A 14,260-nucleotide genomic window follows, 5' to 3' on the forward strand; every position below is an offset into this window, starting at 1 on the left:
TGTGTAGGTGGTTCGAGCCCTACCTAGTGGCGTTATTTAAATGCCTTTTTCCATTGTTTTTCACTCACAAAACGAACAGATTGCATAAATATTTCGTTTTCTTTTCTAAGCACTTTCAACACTGCAACTATTTTTTTACCCTCAATTTGTTTATAAAACTGATACCCAAATTCATCCGGTATGACTTTGTCAGGTTTATTAATAACATCAGGTAATAGCGCATATTCTTCAAGCCCAAATCCCTGCCCATCACGGCTATTAAATTGTTTAATGAGTGTATCATCCGACAACCACACCGTTGCCGTTTCACTCATTAATGCCTTTTTATCGGTAGCATTTAATACACCGGCCGCAAATTTATATTCACGGCGAAGTTGATTTCGCACCGCCGTTAAATCGTCCGAGGTCAGTTTCTCGCTTAAATTTAGTCGTTGTTTAGCTTGTTTAAATTCGTTTTCAAACTGCTTAAAATCAAATTTAAACCCCTCACCGCCCATTTCACGTTTGGCAAACTGATACGCTAAGGCTTCCGGATATAAATCTAAGTTCGGTTTATAAGTGGTGCGTCCCACGTTGTAATCAAACCCACGGTCTGTGACCACCCATTTGTCATCTGACACCTTAAATGCGGTGGTTTTTTCCGTTTGAGTCGCATTGATTTTGCGATTGTACTCAATCAAGCGTTCTTGGCTTTCGCCGACCACAAGATGACGCCGCGCAATATCCCGCTCGGCAAGGGCAATCACCGAGCAACGACAATTAAAGCCATTCGGGGGATAAAACACATTCCAAAATGGGTCATCATAACGATACACTAATCCGCTCATCGCCGAATGGCTTGGGCGGGTTCTGTCATCATTAACCGCCGAATATTGCCAATAAGGGCGGCTGTCGGCATTATCCCGCATTTGTTGATAACGCTCGCTCGAATATGCCGCCTGCATATTGGTGCGATAAATGGTCTCTAACCGCCGTGGCGTACCAAAATATTCACCGGTTTTTGGATCAGCCAGTAAATAGCCTTTATCGTAACCGGCAATCCAACCTTTCTTTTTAAAATGCTCAAAAATGCCTTTTTTCCACTCGCCGAAAGATTGTCCTTGTTGCTGTGCTTCAATCAGTGATTGGTAAATATCTTTCGTCATTTCAAGACTTGAAAGATTGGCAATACGTGTTGCTTTTGCCCGTGCGCTGTCCATCAAGCCTTTTTCATCAATATGATCTAAAAAGGCTTTTTTACTTTTCAAAAATTCAATGGCTTTTTTCGGCGGTAAGCCTAATGCAAAACTAAGGTTTCGTTTTGGCATTGGACACTCCAAGCAGTTCGGCTAAAAACACCGCACGGGTTAAATACTCGTGATGGGCTTTTGAGGTTAATTCCGGATAAAGGGTTGCAAGTTTTTCCTGCGCTTCTTCATAAGAATGACAAGACAACATCACCCGCACCGCTTTTTGTACCATTGGATCAAGTTGTTGATTAAAATCCACCTGTTCCAAGGCTTCGTCTAAACTTTCATCCAACCACGCCTGCTCATCCCTTTCCTCTGATGTTTTCGACAATGCGACCACTTTTTTACCCAAACACCCGTCACACTGACAACCGACCACGTGGGCGGCAGAAGATTGAGAAGAAAGTGCGGTGGTTTTTTTCGGTGTTTTTTCTTCGTTTAAATCGGTTTTAACTGCGCTTTGAAAAGGTTTTAACAGTTCGTCATCTTCCTGTGCTTCCGGAATACCGAGTTTATCTCTTGCCCAGCTTTCCGGCACTTTCACGCCAATTTGCACCAGTTTTGGCAATGCTTCCGCGAGTACAGATAAATCGTCATATTCTTTGGTATCAAACTCAAAGTACGGCACACGGTGCGGCGCGATATTTGGATCAACGTTAATTTGTAAATACGGCAAAATAATTTGTTGGGTGATGGTTTGAGCGATTTGCTTGGCATCACTTATCATCAAATCACGGCGTACCTCGTTATGCACGTTGCCGAGCGCATTGGTTGAGCTTTTACCATCCGCGCCACTGGTTAAAGTTTGCCCCAAAATTAAGCGTGCAATGGATTTTTCGCACCAATCGACCATTTGCAAAAAGGGATTATTGCCTGCTGATGTACCCGTAGCTACATTGTGCAACTCAATTTGCATTGACTCCGGCATAATCCCCGCCGCATTGTGACCGATTTCGGCAAGGGCGCGCAGTAATGTTTGTTTTTCCTTATGCGTTGCCCCCGCCCCATATTTCCCGATACGAATAGGCATACCGTAAAGCTCTAAAAACTCCGCAAAATCCCGCACGGAATAGTGCTTATACATATAAAGCCACGCCAACGTGCGGTATAACCCATCACGGGCTAATTGGGTTGAGCGGGATTTATGACGATGCACCACCCAGCCAAAAGGGCGTAGCGGCTCACCGGTTGGATTATCCGGTGTGCGTAATAAAAGATTGTCGTGTTTATCAAGGTTAAACCACGATTGCGGACAAGGTTTAAACCCTTTCGGTATCCATTTGCCGTCCACTTGCGCCCATTGGATTTCAAGGGCGGCAAAACCGTGTCCTACCGCATCCATTAAATCCACAAACAAATCTTCAAGGTTTGGATATTGATGAAACAGTTCATCAATTTCCGCTTGCAGTTTTTCTTCTGCGGGCGTGGCGTTGCGTGGTTCAATAATACGCCAGTCAAGGGTCAATACTGACCGCTTGCGGGTCATCATATTGGCGGCAATGCTGCTGTCTTGTTCTTCAATATCCATAAAAAGCTGATGCTGCGCCTGAATATCGCCGTTTTCAGCGTCCTCTAAAATGCTTTTGAGTTTGCCCGGGGTAATTTTTGCCGAAGGGTGATCATCCAGCACCCGACCCGTTTCGGTCACACGGGCTTCATCGGTTTGTGTTTCTTCGGTTTCGCTTGGCTTAAAAAAGCCTTTTACTTTATCTAAAAATCCCATTTATGCTGCCTTAACTGCGCCAAACGCTGTATAGATCATCCAGTTCATCATTACGCTCCAAGTCACTCACGCTCACCCATTCAATCGGTGCGGAATTGGTTACCGCATTACGCCACAACATTTCCAACGCATCCGGGCCGTCATCGTGATCGGCTTTTGGAAAATGGCGCAACTGGGCAATTAACGTGGCTTGCGAGGTGTGCAACAAAATCAACCCGTTTGCCATATGCGGTTGCAGGCTTTCAATACGTAACATTTTGTCCGTGTTGGGTTTTGTTGCCGTTGCCGGCACAGGACACCCTCGTTGAGCCGAACGCTTGACTAATTCGTCTTTTAAAAATTCCTGAAATTGCACAGTTTCGACAAACCAACGTTGACACTGATATTGTTTTTGCAATCGGATCACATCTTCAATAATTAAATCGGGTAGGCGTTTTTTTACTTGTGCCTCAACCACATAAAGTTTGCCGGTCGCCCGTTGATAACCGCCGACTAAAATTGCCGAAGGGTCACGACTTGCTCCGGCTTTGCCGAGCGAAGGATCAAGTGCGCCAAAATAAATCAAGTCTTCCGGCAATTCCGTCCAGTAAACAAGACTGTTGGCAAACATTGCATCATCACTGCTTAATGGGTCGTTTTGATACTCGGAGTCAAAGGTGGCGTGTCCGTCACGGGCGCGAATTTTCATCAATGTTAAAATTGGACGAGCCGCCCAACTGACTACCGCGCCTTTATCCATCTCGGCTTGATGTTGCTGATAAAAGGCATCGGCAACCGCTTCACCTTCGTTTAAGTAAAAATCTTCCCACTTATCCCAAAGGCTCATATCATCCGGCTGTTTAATTAAGGCTTTAAATTTGGCGGTTTTCCACGCCTTACTTGCCAAAGTGCGGTTTAAAACGCTGTCGTAATGCAAAATTGTGCCGATATACACCACATCCAACTTATCCCCGGCAGCCCCTAATGGCAGCACGGTTTTTTTAAGCCAATCGTGCAATTTATCCCGCTGTTCCGGGCTGCGGACTTGTTCGTCATTTTCAATATCGTCCAACACGACTAAATCGGGACGATACGCACCGTGGCGTAAACCCCGCAATTTCTTACCACTCCCTGCCACCTGCACTTTCTGATTGGCTTTCGTGATAATTGTTGCCGCTTGCCACACACGCCCTTGTCCGGCAATTTCCGGAAAGTCAATTTTAAGCCGTTGATTAAATTCCAACTCCACCTTGATTGCCTCAAGCATTGGGTAGGCTTGGTCGATACTGTCCATCACAATGAGGGCATAGCGTTTTTTCTGTGTGACAAGGCAGTAAAGCGTGAACAACTGCGACACTAAAGTTGATTTAGCCTCACCACGAGGGGCAGCAATGGCTAAATGCACCGAGGTAGGCTGTTGAAGAGTAAGGGGTAACTGCTCAAAAAGATAATTGTGTAGCTGTGAGCGACTTTCAGAACGGACATAATGCGGAAAATAATTAGACACAAAAAAATCATAGCCTGAAACCGGATCTAACACTTTTTTACGCCGTGCAACCACCGCTTCCGGTGTATCATCCCAACCGTCAAATTGCGCTTCAACTTTTTGACGAAGGCTATCCGAATAGGCTTTAAGTTCTGCTAATAGTGCTTTGTTTTTCATCATTTACCCAATAAAACTGCAATAAAAATAAGCCACCCCCAGCCATCTTGACCTTTTGCCGCCATATTGCAGGCAATGATCACTAAAATTAACTGGCACAAACTCACGCTTTAAATTCCTTCTCTAACACACTTGCAAACTTATCCAATAAATCGGCAAAATCACTGATAAGCGCAGGTTTATTGGCGTGGACATAATCGCCAAACATTGTGATCGTCTTAATTGCCGTAGCAAGTTCTGATACTTCCGGCAATAACCGCTTACTGCTTGCAATCATTTTTGAATACGAATCACCAAGTCCCTGCATTAATTTGGCTTTTTCGCTCACGGGTAAATCTTCCGTCTTGCGTAACTCATCTAACGTATTTTCAAAATAAAGCACAAACGAGGTGAGCATACCGCGTGCCACATCTTCCACTTTACCGCTTGCCATTGTGTTCGCATCGCGCACTTTATCCCAATTATCGCCACGTCCTTCCGCTTCACGCTTCCAACGCCGTGCCGTGTTGTAAGATACCTTAGCTTTTTCGGCGGCAAGTTCTAGTGTTAAGCAATCAAATACATAGTAACGGCGCACCTCGGCTTTGGTTTTTTCATCGTGTGCCATTTAGCCCCCAAATTTTGCTTTAATCAGTTCAAAACCCACCGAGACAACCAATCCGCCTAAACCACCCATAATGGCGGCACGCACGCCAAGTTTTGCAAGGTTTTGTTCTACCTTTGCCAAACGGACATCAATATCATCGACACGCCCGTCCAAACGGTCGATTTTATGATTAACTTGCCGTGTTAAACTTAAGATTTCATCTAATTTTTGGTTAGTTTGGTCTTGTTCATTTTTCTGTTGTAACCGTCTTTGATTTGGTATTGCTGGCATTATTTATCCGCCTTTTTGTCTAGCTTATGATTAATTTCTTTTAACTGGTCGCGCACTTCCTTTAAAATGCTTTCCATGTGCTTATCTTTTACATCCGCTATCTCTTTGCGTTGATAATCACGCTCAACGGATTTTTCCAACTCACGAATCGCTTTTTCATTGTTTGCTACCTTGTCATTCACCGATTTCCAAACCCAGCCGACTAACGTCATAATCAGTGTGGTGCCGATACCGATAAACACTTTATCGTCAATCATTCTGCCCCCTTGTTGTCGGTGCAAATTGCCCGATAAGTCTCGTTATGCACTTTAATTTGGCGCAGAGTTTCGGTGGTATCCTGTCGGCTTGCCGAAATCGTTGAAAAGCCTGCACAACTTGCATTAATCACGGAGATCCCCTGACTTGTGCAACCCGTCAATAAGAGAAGTGCGGTCAGTATTGCGATGGTTTTCTTCATTTTGTTTTCTCACGTTAAAATGGGTGACTTGTGTATCTGCCACGGCTTTTTCTTGCGAAAGGGTGGCATTGGTTTTTAATAATCGGTCGATTTCGCGCTTTGCTTGGCTTAATTTGTGCCAAACATAGCCCCCCACTAACACCGCCCCAATCAATGCAAGTCCAATCTGCTGTAAATTCATCAAATCCCCTTTGGTTTCGTCTCAAAGTCGACTTCGGCTTGTTCTTGCGTTTCAGCCTTTGATTTTTCTCGGGCTTGATAGGCTGCCACTGCGCCTTTTGTCGCCGCCGATCCACCGCAAAAACAGGCAAAATAAAAATACAAATCGGTGGTAATGGCACGATCTAAATACACCGAATAAACCAACACGCCAGCCATCACTAAAAAGCCAAAAAACTGAATAAAACCCGTGGTACTGGCACGCCCGTCATTATTCGTAAACAACTCGGTAAATTTATTGCTCATCGTATAATCTCCACATTATCACTTCAGCCGCTGTAGGCTTGCCTCGGCTGACATAACTCCACGCATTTTTGCTAAAAGCACGTGGTCGGCGAGCCGGTGTTTTTTGATGTTTACGTTGAAAAAGTCGGTTAAAAAGCCGTTTAAACACCCCTAAAAATTTAAACTTCATTGTCTTTCGCTCCGTATCTCAAATTGCCTGCGATGCGACGTACCCAGCCTTTGCCATAGGTTGCGAAATTGCCGAGTTTGCAATAAAACTCCAGCCGCTCTCCATTCAGTCGCATAATCACATCAGAAATTGCTATTTTCTTAATAGTAGCAAGGGTCATATTGCCAATAATTCCGTCATCAACGACACCGACTGCCCGTTGCAACATTCGGCTTGCATTGCCTAAACCGTGGTTCACCGCGGCATCAAAAAATTGAAATGCGACTGCCGATGGCATTTTTTCGCACTGATAACGCACCCAAAACGCGGAATAATAAATTTTAAAGGCTTGCTCACGGGTCATTGCACGCATACTGCCTAAATAGCCGTTTGCTTGCGCCGTGCGTTTGGTAATCCCCCAGTTGGTTTCACCGCCCGGATCGCGTGGGTCATTGACATAACCGCCCTCGTGTCCGATAAGGCGGTCAAAAATTTGTTGAAAGGTTAAAGACATAAAAAAATACCCTCATTCATTACTAAATTGAGGGTATTGTGTAATAAAAAACAATGGTTGAAAGGGGGAGAGAGTTCCACACGCTCAAAGCGTTAAAAAAGGGGGACTTGTTGGTGTTGATAAAACGACATTGACCGCAGTCCGCGGACTATATCCCACGCGTGCCGGTCTGAAAGTTGATATTTTTTGCAAAGATCTAACATTGCCATACGCCCACTTTTTTTCTCAGTTTGCGTAAGAAAATCAAAATCCGCTTTTAATCTTTCATTACGCAACAGGCGCAATGCCACTTCACAACGAGGAATATATACCCATTCAGACTTAAAATAACGGCGTAATTTCACCGCATTTTCCAAACCAACTAAGGCTTTCAACTTGGGAAAATACACCTTACCATCAGAAAAAAGAAAGTTTGTTCCGCCAAACGCTTGAATGATTTTATCCACATTACTAAACCCAACCAAGTCCACCATTTCTAATACGACTTCCGGCAGATAATCGGCAACACGTTCAAATTGAGATTGCATATATCCTCCTCGCTTAAATTATTTTGGCGAAATTTAACACGGAATTTTCAAAAGTGAGGGGGTTTTAGGGATATTTTTTTGAAAAAAAATCCCGCACAAGGCGGGATTATTATAGGCGTAAAAATAATTATTTTTCTTGAGCTTTTAATTGCATAACCTGTGGTAATAACTGCAACGTCATTTTCCAAGCCTGTTCTGATTCGTCCGGTGATAATGCTTTACAATCCACATACTCATTGCCATAGTCGCCCATATCCGTTTCATTTTGCGCCACAATTAATGTGATTTTTCGTAGTGCACAGCCTGCTATCGGGTTTTTATCGTGACCGGCAGAGCCATCTTTCATCGAAAATGCGGCATTACGTAACGCTTGATAATCCCCCTGTAATGCTTTGTTTAATTCTCCTTTTGCTTTATCTGTCATTGCAAATGCAGAAAACGAAAGAGCGGCACAAATGACACCAACTAATAATTTTTTCATTATTTTTCTCCCATAAAAAAGGCTCAAAAGAGCCTTTAATTTACACCTGACAAAGCATTTTCACAATGCCTTTTTATTGTGATCATACACCGACAACATCTGCACCACCTTTTTCAACTGCCACGGCTGCAACCAATGCACAAAATCCACTTTAAAAGAGCGTTTTGCGATACCGTCTGCATATTCCTTCGGGAGATTGTGTTTTGCCAACAGTGCGGTGATTTTGGCGAGATAAATCTTTTTATCTTCACGCGGAGCCGCACGATTTCCCCAAAATTTTGACCGCACTTTAAAGCCTTTTTTCACCATTGCATTTAATACTTGCTGTAATTGCTCCTCATTCATCAAGGAGCAACTGGCTATTCCCGTGGTGTTGATAAGTAACTGACGGTAAGTTTCATCATCCATTCCCAGTTGGGTTTTGCCGATATGGATTTTAGTGACTAAACTTTTATGATTAACCATTGATTTTCACTCCTGTTAAGATTTCTCGTAATTTTTGGCACATTTCGCCTGTACGTTTTCGGTCTTCTTCCGTCATTTTTCGCTCAATCATTAATGTTTCAGGGTAATAGCGTGGTAAGCGGTCAATCAACATTTTCGGATTAGGAAATCTGTCACATTCTGCGTAAAGTCGCATAAAGGCTTTCTCAATGCGGGGGATGTCACGCTCTTTCTCCCATTTAGTACCTAGCCCTTTGGTGAGTGCCAACACCCAAACTTGAGCCGTTTTTACGATGATTTCCTCTGGTGGTGTATTGGGCAATCTTAATGTCACAAGCCCCATTAACCCCTTTGCAATGACGGCATTCAACCAATCATTTTTTTCCATTTGCAAACTCCGCTAAATTTGCCAATGCTTGACCTGTTTTGCTGTTTAATGGCGTATGCTGATGATTTTTTGCCGCAACTCTTGTAGCCGGCTCAAGGGATTGAGATTTTTCCTGCCATTTGCTCATCACTTCAAGCAAATAGCCGTGTCCGACTAATGGGCGTTTAATGTTATGGCGATTGTTAAGCACCGTGTTAAAGCCATCAATCCACGCCTCTAAAGGTGCGGCATAAATCTGCCCATTACGAGCAAATTCCCCTTGCTTGGCTAAAGTCATTAACTCTCCCAATAGCTTTGCGACACGATGCATCGTAAGGGCAGAGACATCCGGACGAAATAATGCTAAATACTGCACCGCCAATCGCCCAAACTCACCATTGAACTGCATTGCACTTATTACCGCTTGCGTCGCTTGTTCGTGTTGTAATAACACATCAAGCGATAAGATCGCACCGCAAGCCGGGCATTTACATTTCATTATTCGCTCCTTTAAACTGAGTTTAAAACACATTATTTAGCCCACTTAAAATGTGGTTTAAATGGGCTGTAAATGGGTTTTAATCAGCTAATGCGATAATCTCATCAATCGTTGGGTCTTCCATAAAAATACGCTTACTTAACTCAATTAAAGTTCGTCCAATTACATCGTTTATTTCAGTTTTAGCACTGATTTCCCATTCGTCATCCGCACATTGTTCAAAATCAAAATGTAATTTGTGTGAGAATCCAGACTCAATATTTGGATCAACACGTTCAAGTGCTAACCAACCGGCACGAACAACAGCAGGTAATTTGAACATCATTAAATTCATCATATCCTTAACATAATTATTCGGATGATTTCGATACGCTGCACCGACATTAAATGTCAAATCATCCTCTGCCGTTGTTACATTAATTTCCAATGTCACTAAATAATGCTTTGTGTTACTAGCCATTTTATTCCACCACTTGAATAGAAAAGCCACCTGAACTAAACACTACACTAGCATCATTTTTGGTAAGCTGTTTTATTAATTGATAAGTTTTAGGGCAACGTCCGCTCCCTTTTTCCTCTTTGAACAAACTTTCTAATTCTGCCCAATGTTCCACTAATTTTTCCCAAATTGGTGACACTCGTTTCATTTTGTTAAGGTGATAATTCATTTCCGGCACTCGTTCTAACAGCTTGATACAACGAGCCAAATCAGACGGATCACGGGGATAATGTTTCCCCCTCGGCACAACACCAAACCCAATCACAAATGCCATACACTTGCTACTGAGTCCAACATCTTCATCATCAGCCAACCACTGAATAATCTCTTTTTGCATAATCGCTCCTTTGTTAATTGACAAAACACATTATTCAGCCCACTTTACGTGGAAAATGGGCTGTAAATGGGTTTTAAGATTTATCCATAAATTCTTGTGGTGGTATCGGAAGCGGACGCCAATATCTTATTTTCGTACACTCTCCGTTAAATCCATAAAACCGATTACCTTGCACCATATAAGCTAATACATAAGTTTCATCATCGGGTTCATCGACACCAAAACACATCACAACATCACTACGTTCAAATCCATTATGATCAAATACCTTTGGCAATTCTTCCGAACACTTAATCCAACCATTATTCCGGTTATATTCAACAAGCTGAGGATGTTCAACCATATAATTAAAATCATTGCCGTATTCTTCTTTTTCTGCTTCGGTTAGTGGTCTTGTTGGTAAACTAAAATCACCTAAAATTACACCGAAACAGGTTCTTCTGATTCCATCTTGTAACTCTTCCGAAAAACTACCATCCCATTCACCGCCATAACAATAAGATTTATCTGCTTCATTTATTGCAGCGGATTTTGCTTCATCTAATGTAGAGTGCAAACTGAATTCACCTTCGCAGCCTTCATAGCTAAAATATTTGCTCATTTTTAATCCTCCTTGCGTACCTTAATCTTTACATCATTTTCGCCATTGTGATGATGTCTAATCGTTACATCATACTCATCAACGCCGATTCTGCCGTCATCCTTCCATCTAATAACCGGCGCAGGGTTGATTTGCACTGCTACGCCTAAGCCATCAATAGCAACTTGACGTTTCGCAATAAACGCTTTGCGGATAGCAAACCAATGTATAAAATCCGGCAAAAATCGGTTAAATTGCTCTTCACTCATCTGTAAAAAATCTTCAACGGTTCTGAACTCAAAGATTTTGTTTTCCATTTTTTACTCCTTGATCTCTTTCCAATTAGCAATAATAAAATCATCGCTAGTAATATCCGGCACGTTGTAACTGTGAAATTTGATACCAAATGATCCATCTAGTGGGAAATACCCTTCCTCACGTTCCATAATCTTAATGATGTGTATCTCAGAATAGTCGTTGGCAAAGTAAAAAATTCGATGTGCGGCGAGCGGCAACCAAGATGCTAAATGTTCTTTAAAGGGGGCATTTTTATTTGGATGTTCAGCCCAAAATGTTGACATTTCAATTACAGCGTCTTTCAATTTTGGATGGTCAAAATCAATCTCAAATTTCACATTTGCTTCAACGCCACACCAACTATCGGTTTCTACGGTTACCAGTTGTTTTCCTGTTAATTTCATTTTCATTCCCCCAATACCGGCGCAATTCGCCACGCCACCGTTTTCATCTCCCGACTTGCCCGATGTAATACTTTCAGGGCATCGCTATTTTTATCTTCCAGCAAATTGTCTTTGGCAATTTCCAACAGCGTCTGAATATCGACAATTTGTTGCGCAATATCTGCCTTTTTCATACTTCCTCCACCTCAACAACATCATCAATTTCAACGATTTTGTGTGGCAAATTGTTAATATCAAAAGTGTTTAAATCACATTTTTCTAATACTTGCTCATTGCTTTCAGCCTCGACCACTGCCTCAACTAAGCAATAAAAACGGGCTATATACTTCGCCATTATTTCCTCCTAATTCGGCACATCATTGTTATTGCAGGTGTAGGGATAAAAATCCGCATTCACTTTTGGCGTAATTCCCCCTTTGCTATAACCTTCGTAAACCAAATATACAACGCCACTAATACAAGTTTCGTGTATGCTTGCTTTAATTGATGCTTGTTCGATTTGCTGTTGTGTCGGTCTATCACAAGCAGTTAATGCACAAAGTGCGGTCAAAATCACGATTGCTTTTTTCATTGTTACTCCTGTTGGTTAAAACACTTTATAAACGCCCCTTAAAGCGGGTTTAAAGAGCGTTGAAAAGAGTTTTACATTTCAGCTAATTGCCCTTTATATTTTTGTTCTAATGCCATTAATTCCGCACGTTGCAACCAATCCAGTTCTACAGGGTTTTCGTATGCGTATTTGATTTCATATAACGTATCGCTTTCCGTTGGGCTAATTGCATGTACATTGAGTAATTTTTCAGCCAGTTGGTATTCTGATATTGTTGGCTTCCACATATCACACCCCCGCCACATCCAACGCAATCGGCACATACTGATCGCTTTCACCCACGCGTTCATAAAGTCGCACATAGGCTTTACTGCTCACCACTTGCACGCTTTCGCTAATCGCCTGCATTGCGTTTTGCCAGCGTTCGTCTTGAATATCCACCCGTCGTAACCCTAAAATGCGAGAGGTATTCAAATTGCCTTCTTTATCCACATTAAACGCCCGCTCAATTAAGGCTTTCAATTCAGGGCGAGAGCCTTCCGACCATTCACTTAAACATTCATCAATCAGCACTTTTGCCGCTTGAATACGTTCGTCAAATTGCAGATGGTCGTTAATGGCACGTTGGATTTTGTATTTGCCGTCATAGCTAAATAGCGTGATATTGCCTTTTGTGCCGCCCACTTTGGCTTGATACTTCTCGGCAGATAACTCAACAAAAGCCTGAATATCGCCGAAAATACTGTCCTTAAATTCACTGATTTCTCGGCGAATTGCTTTCCCTTTGCCAATCCATTCCCGCACCAACGCATCACGCTCTTTGTCGATGTCTTTCACCAAATCGGCAGGGGTTAAATTGCCCTTTGCATCGCGCCAGTATTCTTTTCCTTCAATCATTACTTTCATTTAGAATTCCTCTTTATCTAACTTAATCACAACCAACCGTTTCCCCGATTGATTTCGCCTGTGAAACCTTGGCGTACTCATACTTTGTATGGTCTTGGCTTGTACGCCCAGTTTTTCTGCTAATTCTTCTGCCGTGCCGTCGCCTAAATTTTCCTCTCCGCGATATACGGCATAGATTTGACGACGCTTTGTCATAGCCCCTCCTTACCAATACACCGTAACACCTTGCTCGTCTGCGACATTTCGCACACGTCTTACCCCTTGGCTGTAAGTGGTCATCTGCACGCTTTTTTGCTTTAAACGGCGGCTTGGGTTCATCACCACCATCATCGGAAAACGCCCGTCTTTACTTTCCACAATTTGCACGCCTTCACGTCTTAACGCATACGCCACACGGATCATTTGTTCTCTCATTGTTTGCTCCTTAGCTAATCAACATTTTGCTATACTGTTCAATCATTGCTGCACTGATTTGGGTGTCGTTTATTTCTGCCGACCGCACCACACCGCGCATTAATTTGCTTAATCGGCGGGCGTTCCCTTTGCAGGCTTTAATCAATGGCTCGTTAAATTCGCTGGTATTTAGCGCACTTTGCGCTAACATTGCCAAATCTTCATCGGGTAGGGCGTTGCCTAAATCGCAGGCAAAACCCACGCGGCTATAAAGCTGTGCCAATTCGTTATTTTTACCTTTTAAATTCACTAATAAGCGAGGCATACCGGCTAAAATCACGCCACATTGGGTTAAATCGTGAATGCGGCGGATAAACTCTAATGCACGGGTAGAAAGTAATTCCGCTTCATCAATGATTAATAACCGTTCCGATCCTTTCAGTTTTTCCACAATGCCGGATAACACATCGTTATTAATTCCGCGGCTGTTTGCCCCCACCGCTTCGGCAATCTTGCGGAGCAATACTTTCGGATTGCAGCTTGGGTCGGTTTCAATCAAAACGGCGGAGCTGTGTTCTTTGGCATATTGTTTCAACATCTGCGTTTTGCCTAAGCCTGCCGCACCGTAAATCACGTTAATTTCGCCTTCTGCGTGGGCAAATTGCATAATTTCCATTCCACGTCTTGCTGTCATTGTCGGGACAAACTTGGCGTTATATTTTGCTTCTACCACTTTTGCTTTTTGGCGGGCTAAAAGTTCGTCCACTTTTTCATCAATCCATTTGGTATCAGTTGGATATTTACCGTTCAAATATTGGCTCACCGTGGTAATGGACACATCAAACAATGTTGCCACCTGTTTTTGGCTCATTTTGTTGGCATCCATAAAGGCTTTTAAGTCTTGGCTTTTCATCATTTTCC

Annotated in this window: 28 protein-coding genes and 1 pseudogene; all 29 read right to left on the bottom strand. The window is 42.8% G+C overall.

What is annotated here, in order from left to right; translation table 11 throughout:
- Positions 1 to 32: 32 nt before the first annotated feature.
- The 29 genes and pseudogenes from BKL49_RS04340 to BKL49_RS04465 all read right to left on the bottom strand — a co-directional run bounded on the left by BKL49_RS04340 (position 33) and on the right by BKL49_RS04465 (position 14,252).
- The gene (locus BKL49_RS04340; protein ID WP_077423393.1) at positions 33 to 1,307 is read right to left on the bottom strand and encodes a phage minor head protein; all 1,275 of its coding nucleotides are present in this window, start codon (positions 1,305 to 1,307) and stop codon (positions 33 to 35) included.
- Positions 1,288 to 2,952, bottom strand: coding sequence for a DUF935 domain-containing protein (locus BKL49_RS04345; RefSeq protein ID WP_077423394.1), 1,665 nt, complete (start codon positions 2,950 to 2,952; stop codon positions 1,288 to 1,290). Before BKL49_RS04345 ends, BKL49_RS04340 begins: the two co-directional genes overlap by 20 nt.
- A gap of 10 nt (positions 2,953 to 2,962) precedes the next feature.
- Positions 2,963 to 4,594: a phage terminase large subunit gene (gene terL / locus BKL49_RS04350; RefSeq protein WP_077423395.1), complete on the bottom strand. Its 1,632-nt coding sequence runs from the start codon at positions 4,592 to 4,594 to the stop codon at positions 2,963 to 2,965.
- Between the two features lie 103 nt (positions 4,595 to 4,697).
- On the bottom strand, positions 4,698 to 5,201 hold the full coding sequence (locus BKL49_RS04355) for a DUF1804 family protein (RefSeq protein WP_077423396.1): 504 nt from the start codon (positions 5,199 to 5,201) through the stop codon (positions 4,698 to 4,700).
- The gene (locus BKL49_RS04360) at positions 5,202 to 5,471 is read right to left on the bottom strand and encodes a hypothetical protein (RefSeq protein WP_077423397.1); all 270 of its coding nucleotides are present in this window, start codon (positions 5,469 to 5,471) and stop codon (positions 5,202 to 5,204) included. It lies immediately after the preceding gene.
- The gene (locus BKL49_RS04365; RefSeq protein WP_077423398.1) at positions 5,471 to 5,728 is read right to left on the bottom strand and encodes a hypothetical protein; all 258 of its coding nucleotides are present in this window, start codon (positions 5,726 to 5,728) and stop codon (positions 5,471 to 5,473) included. The genes BKL49_RS04360 and BKL49_RS04365 overlap by 1 nt, the downstream gene beginning before the upstream one ends.
- Positions 5,725 to 5,859 carry a hypothetical protein gene (locus BKL49_RS12800; protein WP_279625912.1) on the bottom strand — a complete coding sequence of 45 codons (135 nt, stop codon included), beginning with the start codon at positions 5,857 to 5,859 and terminating at the stop codon, positions 5,725 to 5,727. Before BKL49_RS12800 ends, BKL49_RS04365 begins: the two co-directional genes overlap by 4 nt.
- A 55-nt stretch (positions 5,860 to 5,914) precedes the next feature.
- Positions 5,915 to 6,109 (bottom strand): annotated as a pseudogene (locus tag BKL49_RS04370) (DUF2681 domain-containing protein); the annotation flags it as partial.
- Positions 6,109 to 6,393 carry a DUF2644 domain-containing protein gene (locus BKL49_RS04375; RefSeq protein ID WP_077423400.1) on the bottom strand — a complete coding sequence of 95 codons (285 nt, stop codon included), beginning with the start codon at positions 6,391 to 6,393 and terminating at the stop codon, positions 6,109 to 6,111. The pseudogene BKL49_RS04370 and the gene BKL49_RS04375, both read right to left, overlap by 1 nt.
- Complete coding sequence (locus BKL49_RS04380; RefSeq protein ID WP_077423401.1) at positions 6,383 to 6,562, bottom strand: hypothetical protein; 180 nt, start codon at positions 6,560 to 6,562, stop codon at positions 6,383 to 6,385. Before BKL49_RS04380 ends, BKL49_RS04375 begins: the two co-directional genes overlap by 11 nt.
- On the bottom strand, positions 6,552 to 7,055 hold the full coding sequence (locus tag BKL49_RS04385; protein WP_077423402.1) for a glycoside hydrolase family 108 protein: 504 nt from the start codon (positions 7,053 to 7,055) through the stop codon (positions 6,552 to 6,554). Before BKL49_RS04385 ends, BKL49_RS04380 begins: the two co-directional genes overlap by 11 nt.
- Positions 7,056 to 7,147: 92 nt before the next feature.
- Positions 7,148 to 7,582, bottom strand: coding sequence for a Mor transcription activator family protein (locus BKL49_RS04390; protein WP_077423403.1), 435 nt, complete (start codon positions 7,580 to 7,582; stop codon positions 7,148 to 7,150).
- 127 nt (positions 7,583 to 7,709) lie between these two features.
- A complete protein-coding gene (locus BKL49_RS04395) occupies positions 7,710 to 8,063 on the bottom strand; it encodes a hypothetical protein (RefSeq protein ID WP_077423404.1) in 354 nt (117 codons plus the stop codon).
- A 60-nt stretch (positions 8,064 to 8,123) separates the two neighbouring features.
- Positions 8,124 to 8,528: a gp16 family protein gene (locus BKL49_RS04400; RefSeq protein WP_077423405.1), complete on the bottom strand. Its 405-nt coding sequence runs from the start codon at positions 8,526 to 8,528 to the stop codon at positions 8,124 to 8,126.
- A complete protein-coding gene (locus BKL49_RS04405) occupies positions 8,521 to 8,895 on the bottom strand; it encodes a hypothetical protein (protein WP_077423406.1) in 375 nt (124 codons plus the stop codon). Before BKL49_RS04405 ends, BKL49_RS04400 begins: the two co-directional genes overlap by 8 nt.
- A complete protein-coding gene (locus BKL49_RS04410; RefSeq protein WP_077423407.1) occupies positions 8,882 to 9,373 on the bottom strand; it encodes a hypothetical protein in 492 nt (163 codons plus the stop codon). Before BKL49_RS04410 ends, BKL49_RS04405 begins: the two co-directional genes overlap by 14 nt.
- 79 nt (positions 9,374 to 9,452) lie before the next feature.
- Positions 9,453 to 9,833, bottom strand: coding sequence for a hypothetical protein (locus BKL49_RS04415; protein WP_077423408.1), 381 nt, complete (start codon positions 9,831 to 9,833; stop codon positions 9,453 to 9,455).
- A 1-nt stretch (position 9,834) separates the two neighbouring features.
- Positions 9,835 to 10,209, bottom strand: coding sequence for a hypothetical protein (locus BKL49_RS04420; RefSeq protein ID WP_077423409.1), 375 nt, complete (start codon positions 10,207 to 10,209; stop codon positions 9,835 to 9,837).
- Positions 10,210 to 10,282: 73 nt separating this feature from the next.
- Positions 10,283 to 10,810, bottom strand: a complete 528-nt coding sequence (locus BKL49_RS04425) for a DUF551 domain-containing protein (protein ID WP_077423410.1) — start codon at positions 10,808 to 10,810, stop codon at positions 10,283 to 10,285.
- 2 nt (positions 10,811 to 10,812) lie between these two features.
- Positions 10,813 to 11,106, bottom strand: a complete 294-nt coding sequence (locus tag BKL49_RS04430; protein WP_077423411.1) for a hypothetical protein — start codon at positions 11,104 to 11,106, stop codon at positions 10,813 to 10,815.
- Between the two features lie 3 nt (positions 11,107 to 11,109).
- A complete protein-coding gene (locus tag BKL49_RS04435; RefSeq protein ID WP_077423412.1) occupies positions 11,110 to 11,490 on the bottom strand; it encodes a DUF2528 family protein in 381 nt (126 codons plus the stop codon).
- Between the two features lie 2 nt (positions 11,491 to 11,492).
- Positions 11,493 to 11,663 carry an FMN-dependent NADH-azoreductase gene (locus BKL49_RS12135; RefSeq protein WP_143530806.1) on the bottom strand — a complete coding sequence of 57 codons (171 nt, stop codon included), beginning with the start codon at positions 11,661 to 11,663 and terminating at the stop codon, positions 11,493 to 11,495.
- Positions 11,660 to 11,824 (bottom strand): hypothetical protein, encoded by a 165-nt coding sequence (locus BKL49_RS12425; protein ID WP_167366620.1) that lies wholly within the window; start codon positions 11,822 to 11,824, stop codon positions 11,660 to 11,662. The genes BKL49_RS12135 and BKL49_RS12425 overlap by 4 nt, the downstream gene beginning before the upstream one ends.
- Positions 11,825 to 11,833: 9 nt before the next feature.
- Positions 11,834 to 12,061 (bottom strand): hypothetical protein, encoded by a 228-nt coding sequence (locus tag BKL49_RS04440; RefSeq protein WP_077423413.1) that lies wholly within the window; start codon positions 12,059 to 12,061, stop codon positions 11,834 to 11,836.
- Between the two features lie 71 nt (positions 12,062 to 12,132).
- The gene (locus tag BKL49_RS04445; RefSeq protein ID WP_077423414.1) at positions 12,133 to 12,327 is read right to left on the bottom strand and encodes a hypothetical protein; all 195 of its coding nucleotides are present in this window, start codon (positions 12,325 to 12,327) and stop codon (positions 12,133 to 12,135) included.
- 1 nt (position 12,328) lies between these two features.
- The gene (locus tag BKL49_RS04450) at positions 12,329 to 12,946 is read right to left on the bottom strand and encodes a DUF3164 family protein (protein ID WP_077423415.1); all 618 of its coding nucleotides are present in this window, start codon (positions 12,944 to 12,946) and stop codon (positions 12,329 to 12,331) included.
- Complete coding sequence (locus tag BKL49_RS04455) at positions 12,947 to 13,141, bottom strand: hypothetical protein (protein WP_077423416.1); 195 nt, start codon at positions 13,139 to 13,141, stop codon at positions 12,947 to 12,949.
- A 9-nt stretch (positions 13,142 to 13,150) separates the two neighbouring features.
- Positions 13,151 to 13,360, bottom strand: coding sequence for a hypothetical protein (locus BKL49_RS04460; RefSeq protein ID WP_077423417.1), 210 nt, complete (start codon positions 13,358 to 13,360; stop codon positions 13,151 to 13,153).
- Between the two features lie 10 nt (positions 13,361 to 13,370).
- Positions 13,371 to 14,252, bottom strand: coding sequence for an AAA family ATPase (locus tag BKL49_RS04465; RefSeq protein WP_077423502.1), 882 nt, complete (start codon positions 14,250 to 14,252; stop codon positions 13,371 to 13,373).
- Between the last annotated feature and the right edge of the window lie 8 nt (positions 14,253 to 14,260).

The sequence above is a fragment of the Rodentibacter myodis genome (genome assembly GCF_001999305.1).
GTDB classification, from domain to species: Bacteria; Pseudomonadota; Gammaproteobacteria; order Enterobacterales; family Pasteurellaceae; genus Rodentibacter; species Rodentibacter myodis.

Excerpts from the sequence above, each read along its gene's own strand:
- BKL49_RS04340 (WP_077423393.1), bottom strand. The coding sequence starts at position 1,307 with ATGCCAAAACGAAACCTTAGTTTTGCATTAGGCTTACCGCCGAAAAAA.
- BKL49_RS04345 (WP_077423394.1), bottom strand. The coding sequence starts at position 2,952 with ATGGGATTTTTAGATAAAGTAAAAGGCTTTTTTAAGCCAAGCGAAACC.
- terL (WP_077423395.1), bottom strand. The coding sequence starts at position 4,594 with ATGAAAAACAAAGCACTATTAGCAGAACTTAAAGCCTATTCGGATAGC.
- BKL49_RS04355 (WP_077423396.1), bottom strand. The coding sequence starts at position 5,201 with ATGGCACACGATGAAAAAACCAAAGCCGAGGTGCGCCGTTACTATGTA.
- BKL49_RS04360 (WP_077423397.1), bottom strand. The coding sequence starts at position 5,471 with ATGCCAGCAATACCAAATCAAAGACGGTTACAACAGAAAAATGAACAA.
- BKL49_RS04365 (WP_077423398.1), bottom strand. The coding sequence starts at position 5,728 with ATGATTGACGATAAAGTGTTTATCGGTATCGGCACCACACTGATTATG.
- BKL49_RS04375 (WP_077423400.1), bottom strand. The coding sequence starts at position 6,393 with ATGAGCAATAAATTTACCGAGTTGTTTACGAATAATGACGGGCGTGCC.
- BKL49_RS04380 (WP_077423401.1), bottom strand. The coding sequence starts at position 6,562 with ATGAAGTTTAAATTTTTAGGGGTGTTTAAACGGCTTTTTAACCGACTT.
- BKL49_RS04385 (WP_077423402.1), bottom strand. The coding sequence starts at position 7,055 with ATGTCTTTAACCTTTCAACAAATTTTTGACCGCCTTATCGGACACGAG.
- BKL49_RS04390 (WP_077423403.1), bottom strand. The coding sequence starts at position 7,582 with ATGCAATCTCAATTTGAACGTGTTGCCGATTATCTGCCGGAAGTCGTA.
- BKL49_RS04395 (WP_077423404.1), bottom strand. The coding sequence starts at position 8,063 with ATGAAAAAATTATTAGTTGGTGTCATTTGTGCCGCTCTTTCGTTTTCT.
- BKL49_RS04400 (WP_077423405.1), bottom strand. The coding sequence starts at position 8,528 with ATGGTTAATCATAAAAGTTTAGTCACTAAAATCCATATCGGCAAAACC.
- BKL49_RS04405 (WP_077423406.1), bottom strand. The coding sequence starts at position 8,895 with ATGGAAAAAAATGATTGGTTGAATGCCGTCATTGCAAAGGGGTTAATG.
- BKL49_RS04410 (WP_077423407.1), bottom strand. The coding sequence starts at position 9,373 with ATGAAATGTAAATGCCCGGCTTGCGGTGCGATCTTATCGCTTGATGTG.
- BKL49_RS04415 (WP_077423408.1), bottom strand. The coding sequence starts at position 9,833 with ATGGCTAGTAACACAAAGCATTATTTAGTGACATTGGAAATTAATGTA.
- BKL49_RS04420 (WP_077423409.1), bottom strand. The coding sequence starts at position 10,209 with ATGCAAAAAGAGATTATTCAGTGGTTGGCTGATGATGAAGATGTTGGA.
- BKL49_RS04425 (WP_077423410.1), bottom strand. The coding sequence starts at position 10,810 with ATGAGCAAATATTTTAGCTATGAAGGCTGCGAAGGTGAATTCAGTTTG.
- BKL49_RS04430 (WP_077423411.1), bottom strand. The coding sequence starts at position 11,106 with ATGGAAAACAAAATCTTTGAGTTCAGAACCGTTGAAGATTTTTTACAG.
- BKL49_RS04435 (WP_077423412.1), bottom strand. The coding sequence starts at position 11,490 with ATGAAATTAACAGGAAAACAACTGGTAACCGTAGAAACCGATAGTTGG.
- BKL49_RS12135 (WP_143530806.1), bottom strand. The coding sequence starts at position 11,663 with ATGAAAAAGGCAGATATTGCGCAACAAATTGTCGATATTCAGACGCTG.
- BKL49_RS12425 (WP_167366620.1), bottom strand. The coding sequence starts at position 11,824 with ATGGCGAAGTATATAGCCCGTTTTTATTGCTTAGTTGAGGCAGTGGTC.
- BKL49_RS04440 (WP_077423413.1), bottom strand. The coding sequence starts at position 12,061 with ATGAAAAAAGCAATCGTGATTTTGACCGCACTTTGTGCATTAACTGCT.
- BKL49_RS04445 (WP_077423414.1), bottom strand. The coding sequence starts at position 12,327 with ATGTGGAAGCCAACAATATCAGAATACCAACTGGCTGAAAAATTACTC.
- BKL49_RS04450 (WP_077423415.1), bottom strand. The coding sequence starts at position 12,946 with ATGAAAGTAATGATTGAAGGAAAAGAATACTGGCGCGATGCAAAGGGC.
- BKL49_RS04455 (WP_077423416.1), bottom strand. The coding sequence starts at position 13,141 with ATGACAAAGCGTCGTCAAATCTATGCCGTATATCGCGGAGAGGAAAAT.
- BKL49_RS04460 (WP_077423417.1), bottom strand. The coding sequence starts at position 13,360 with ATGAGAGAACAAATGATCCGTGTGGCGTATGCGTTAAGACGTGAAGGC.
- BKL49_RS04465 (WP_077423502.1), bottom strand. The coding sequence starts at position 14,252 with ATGAAAAGCCAAGACTTAAAAGCCTTTATGGATGCCAACAAAATGAGC.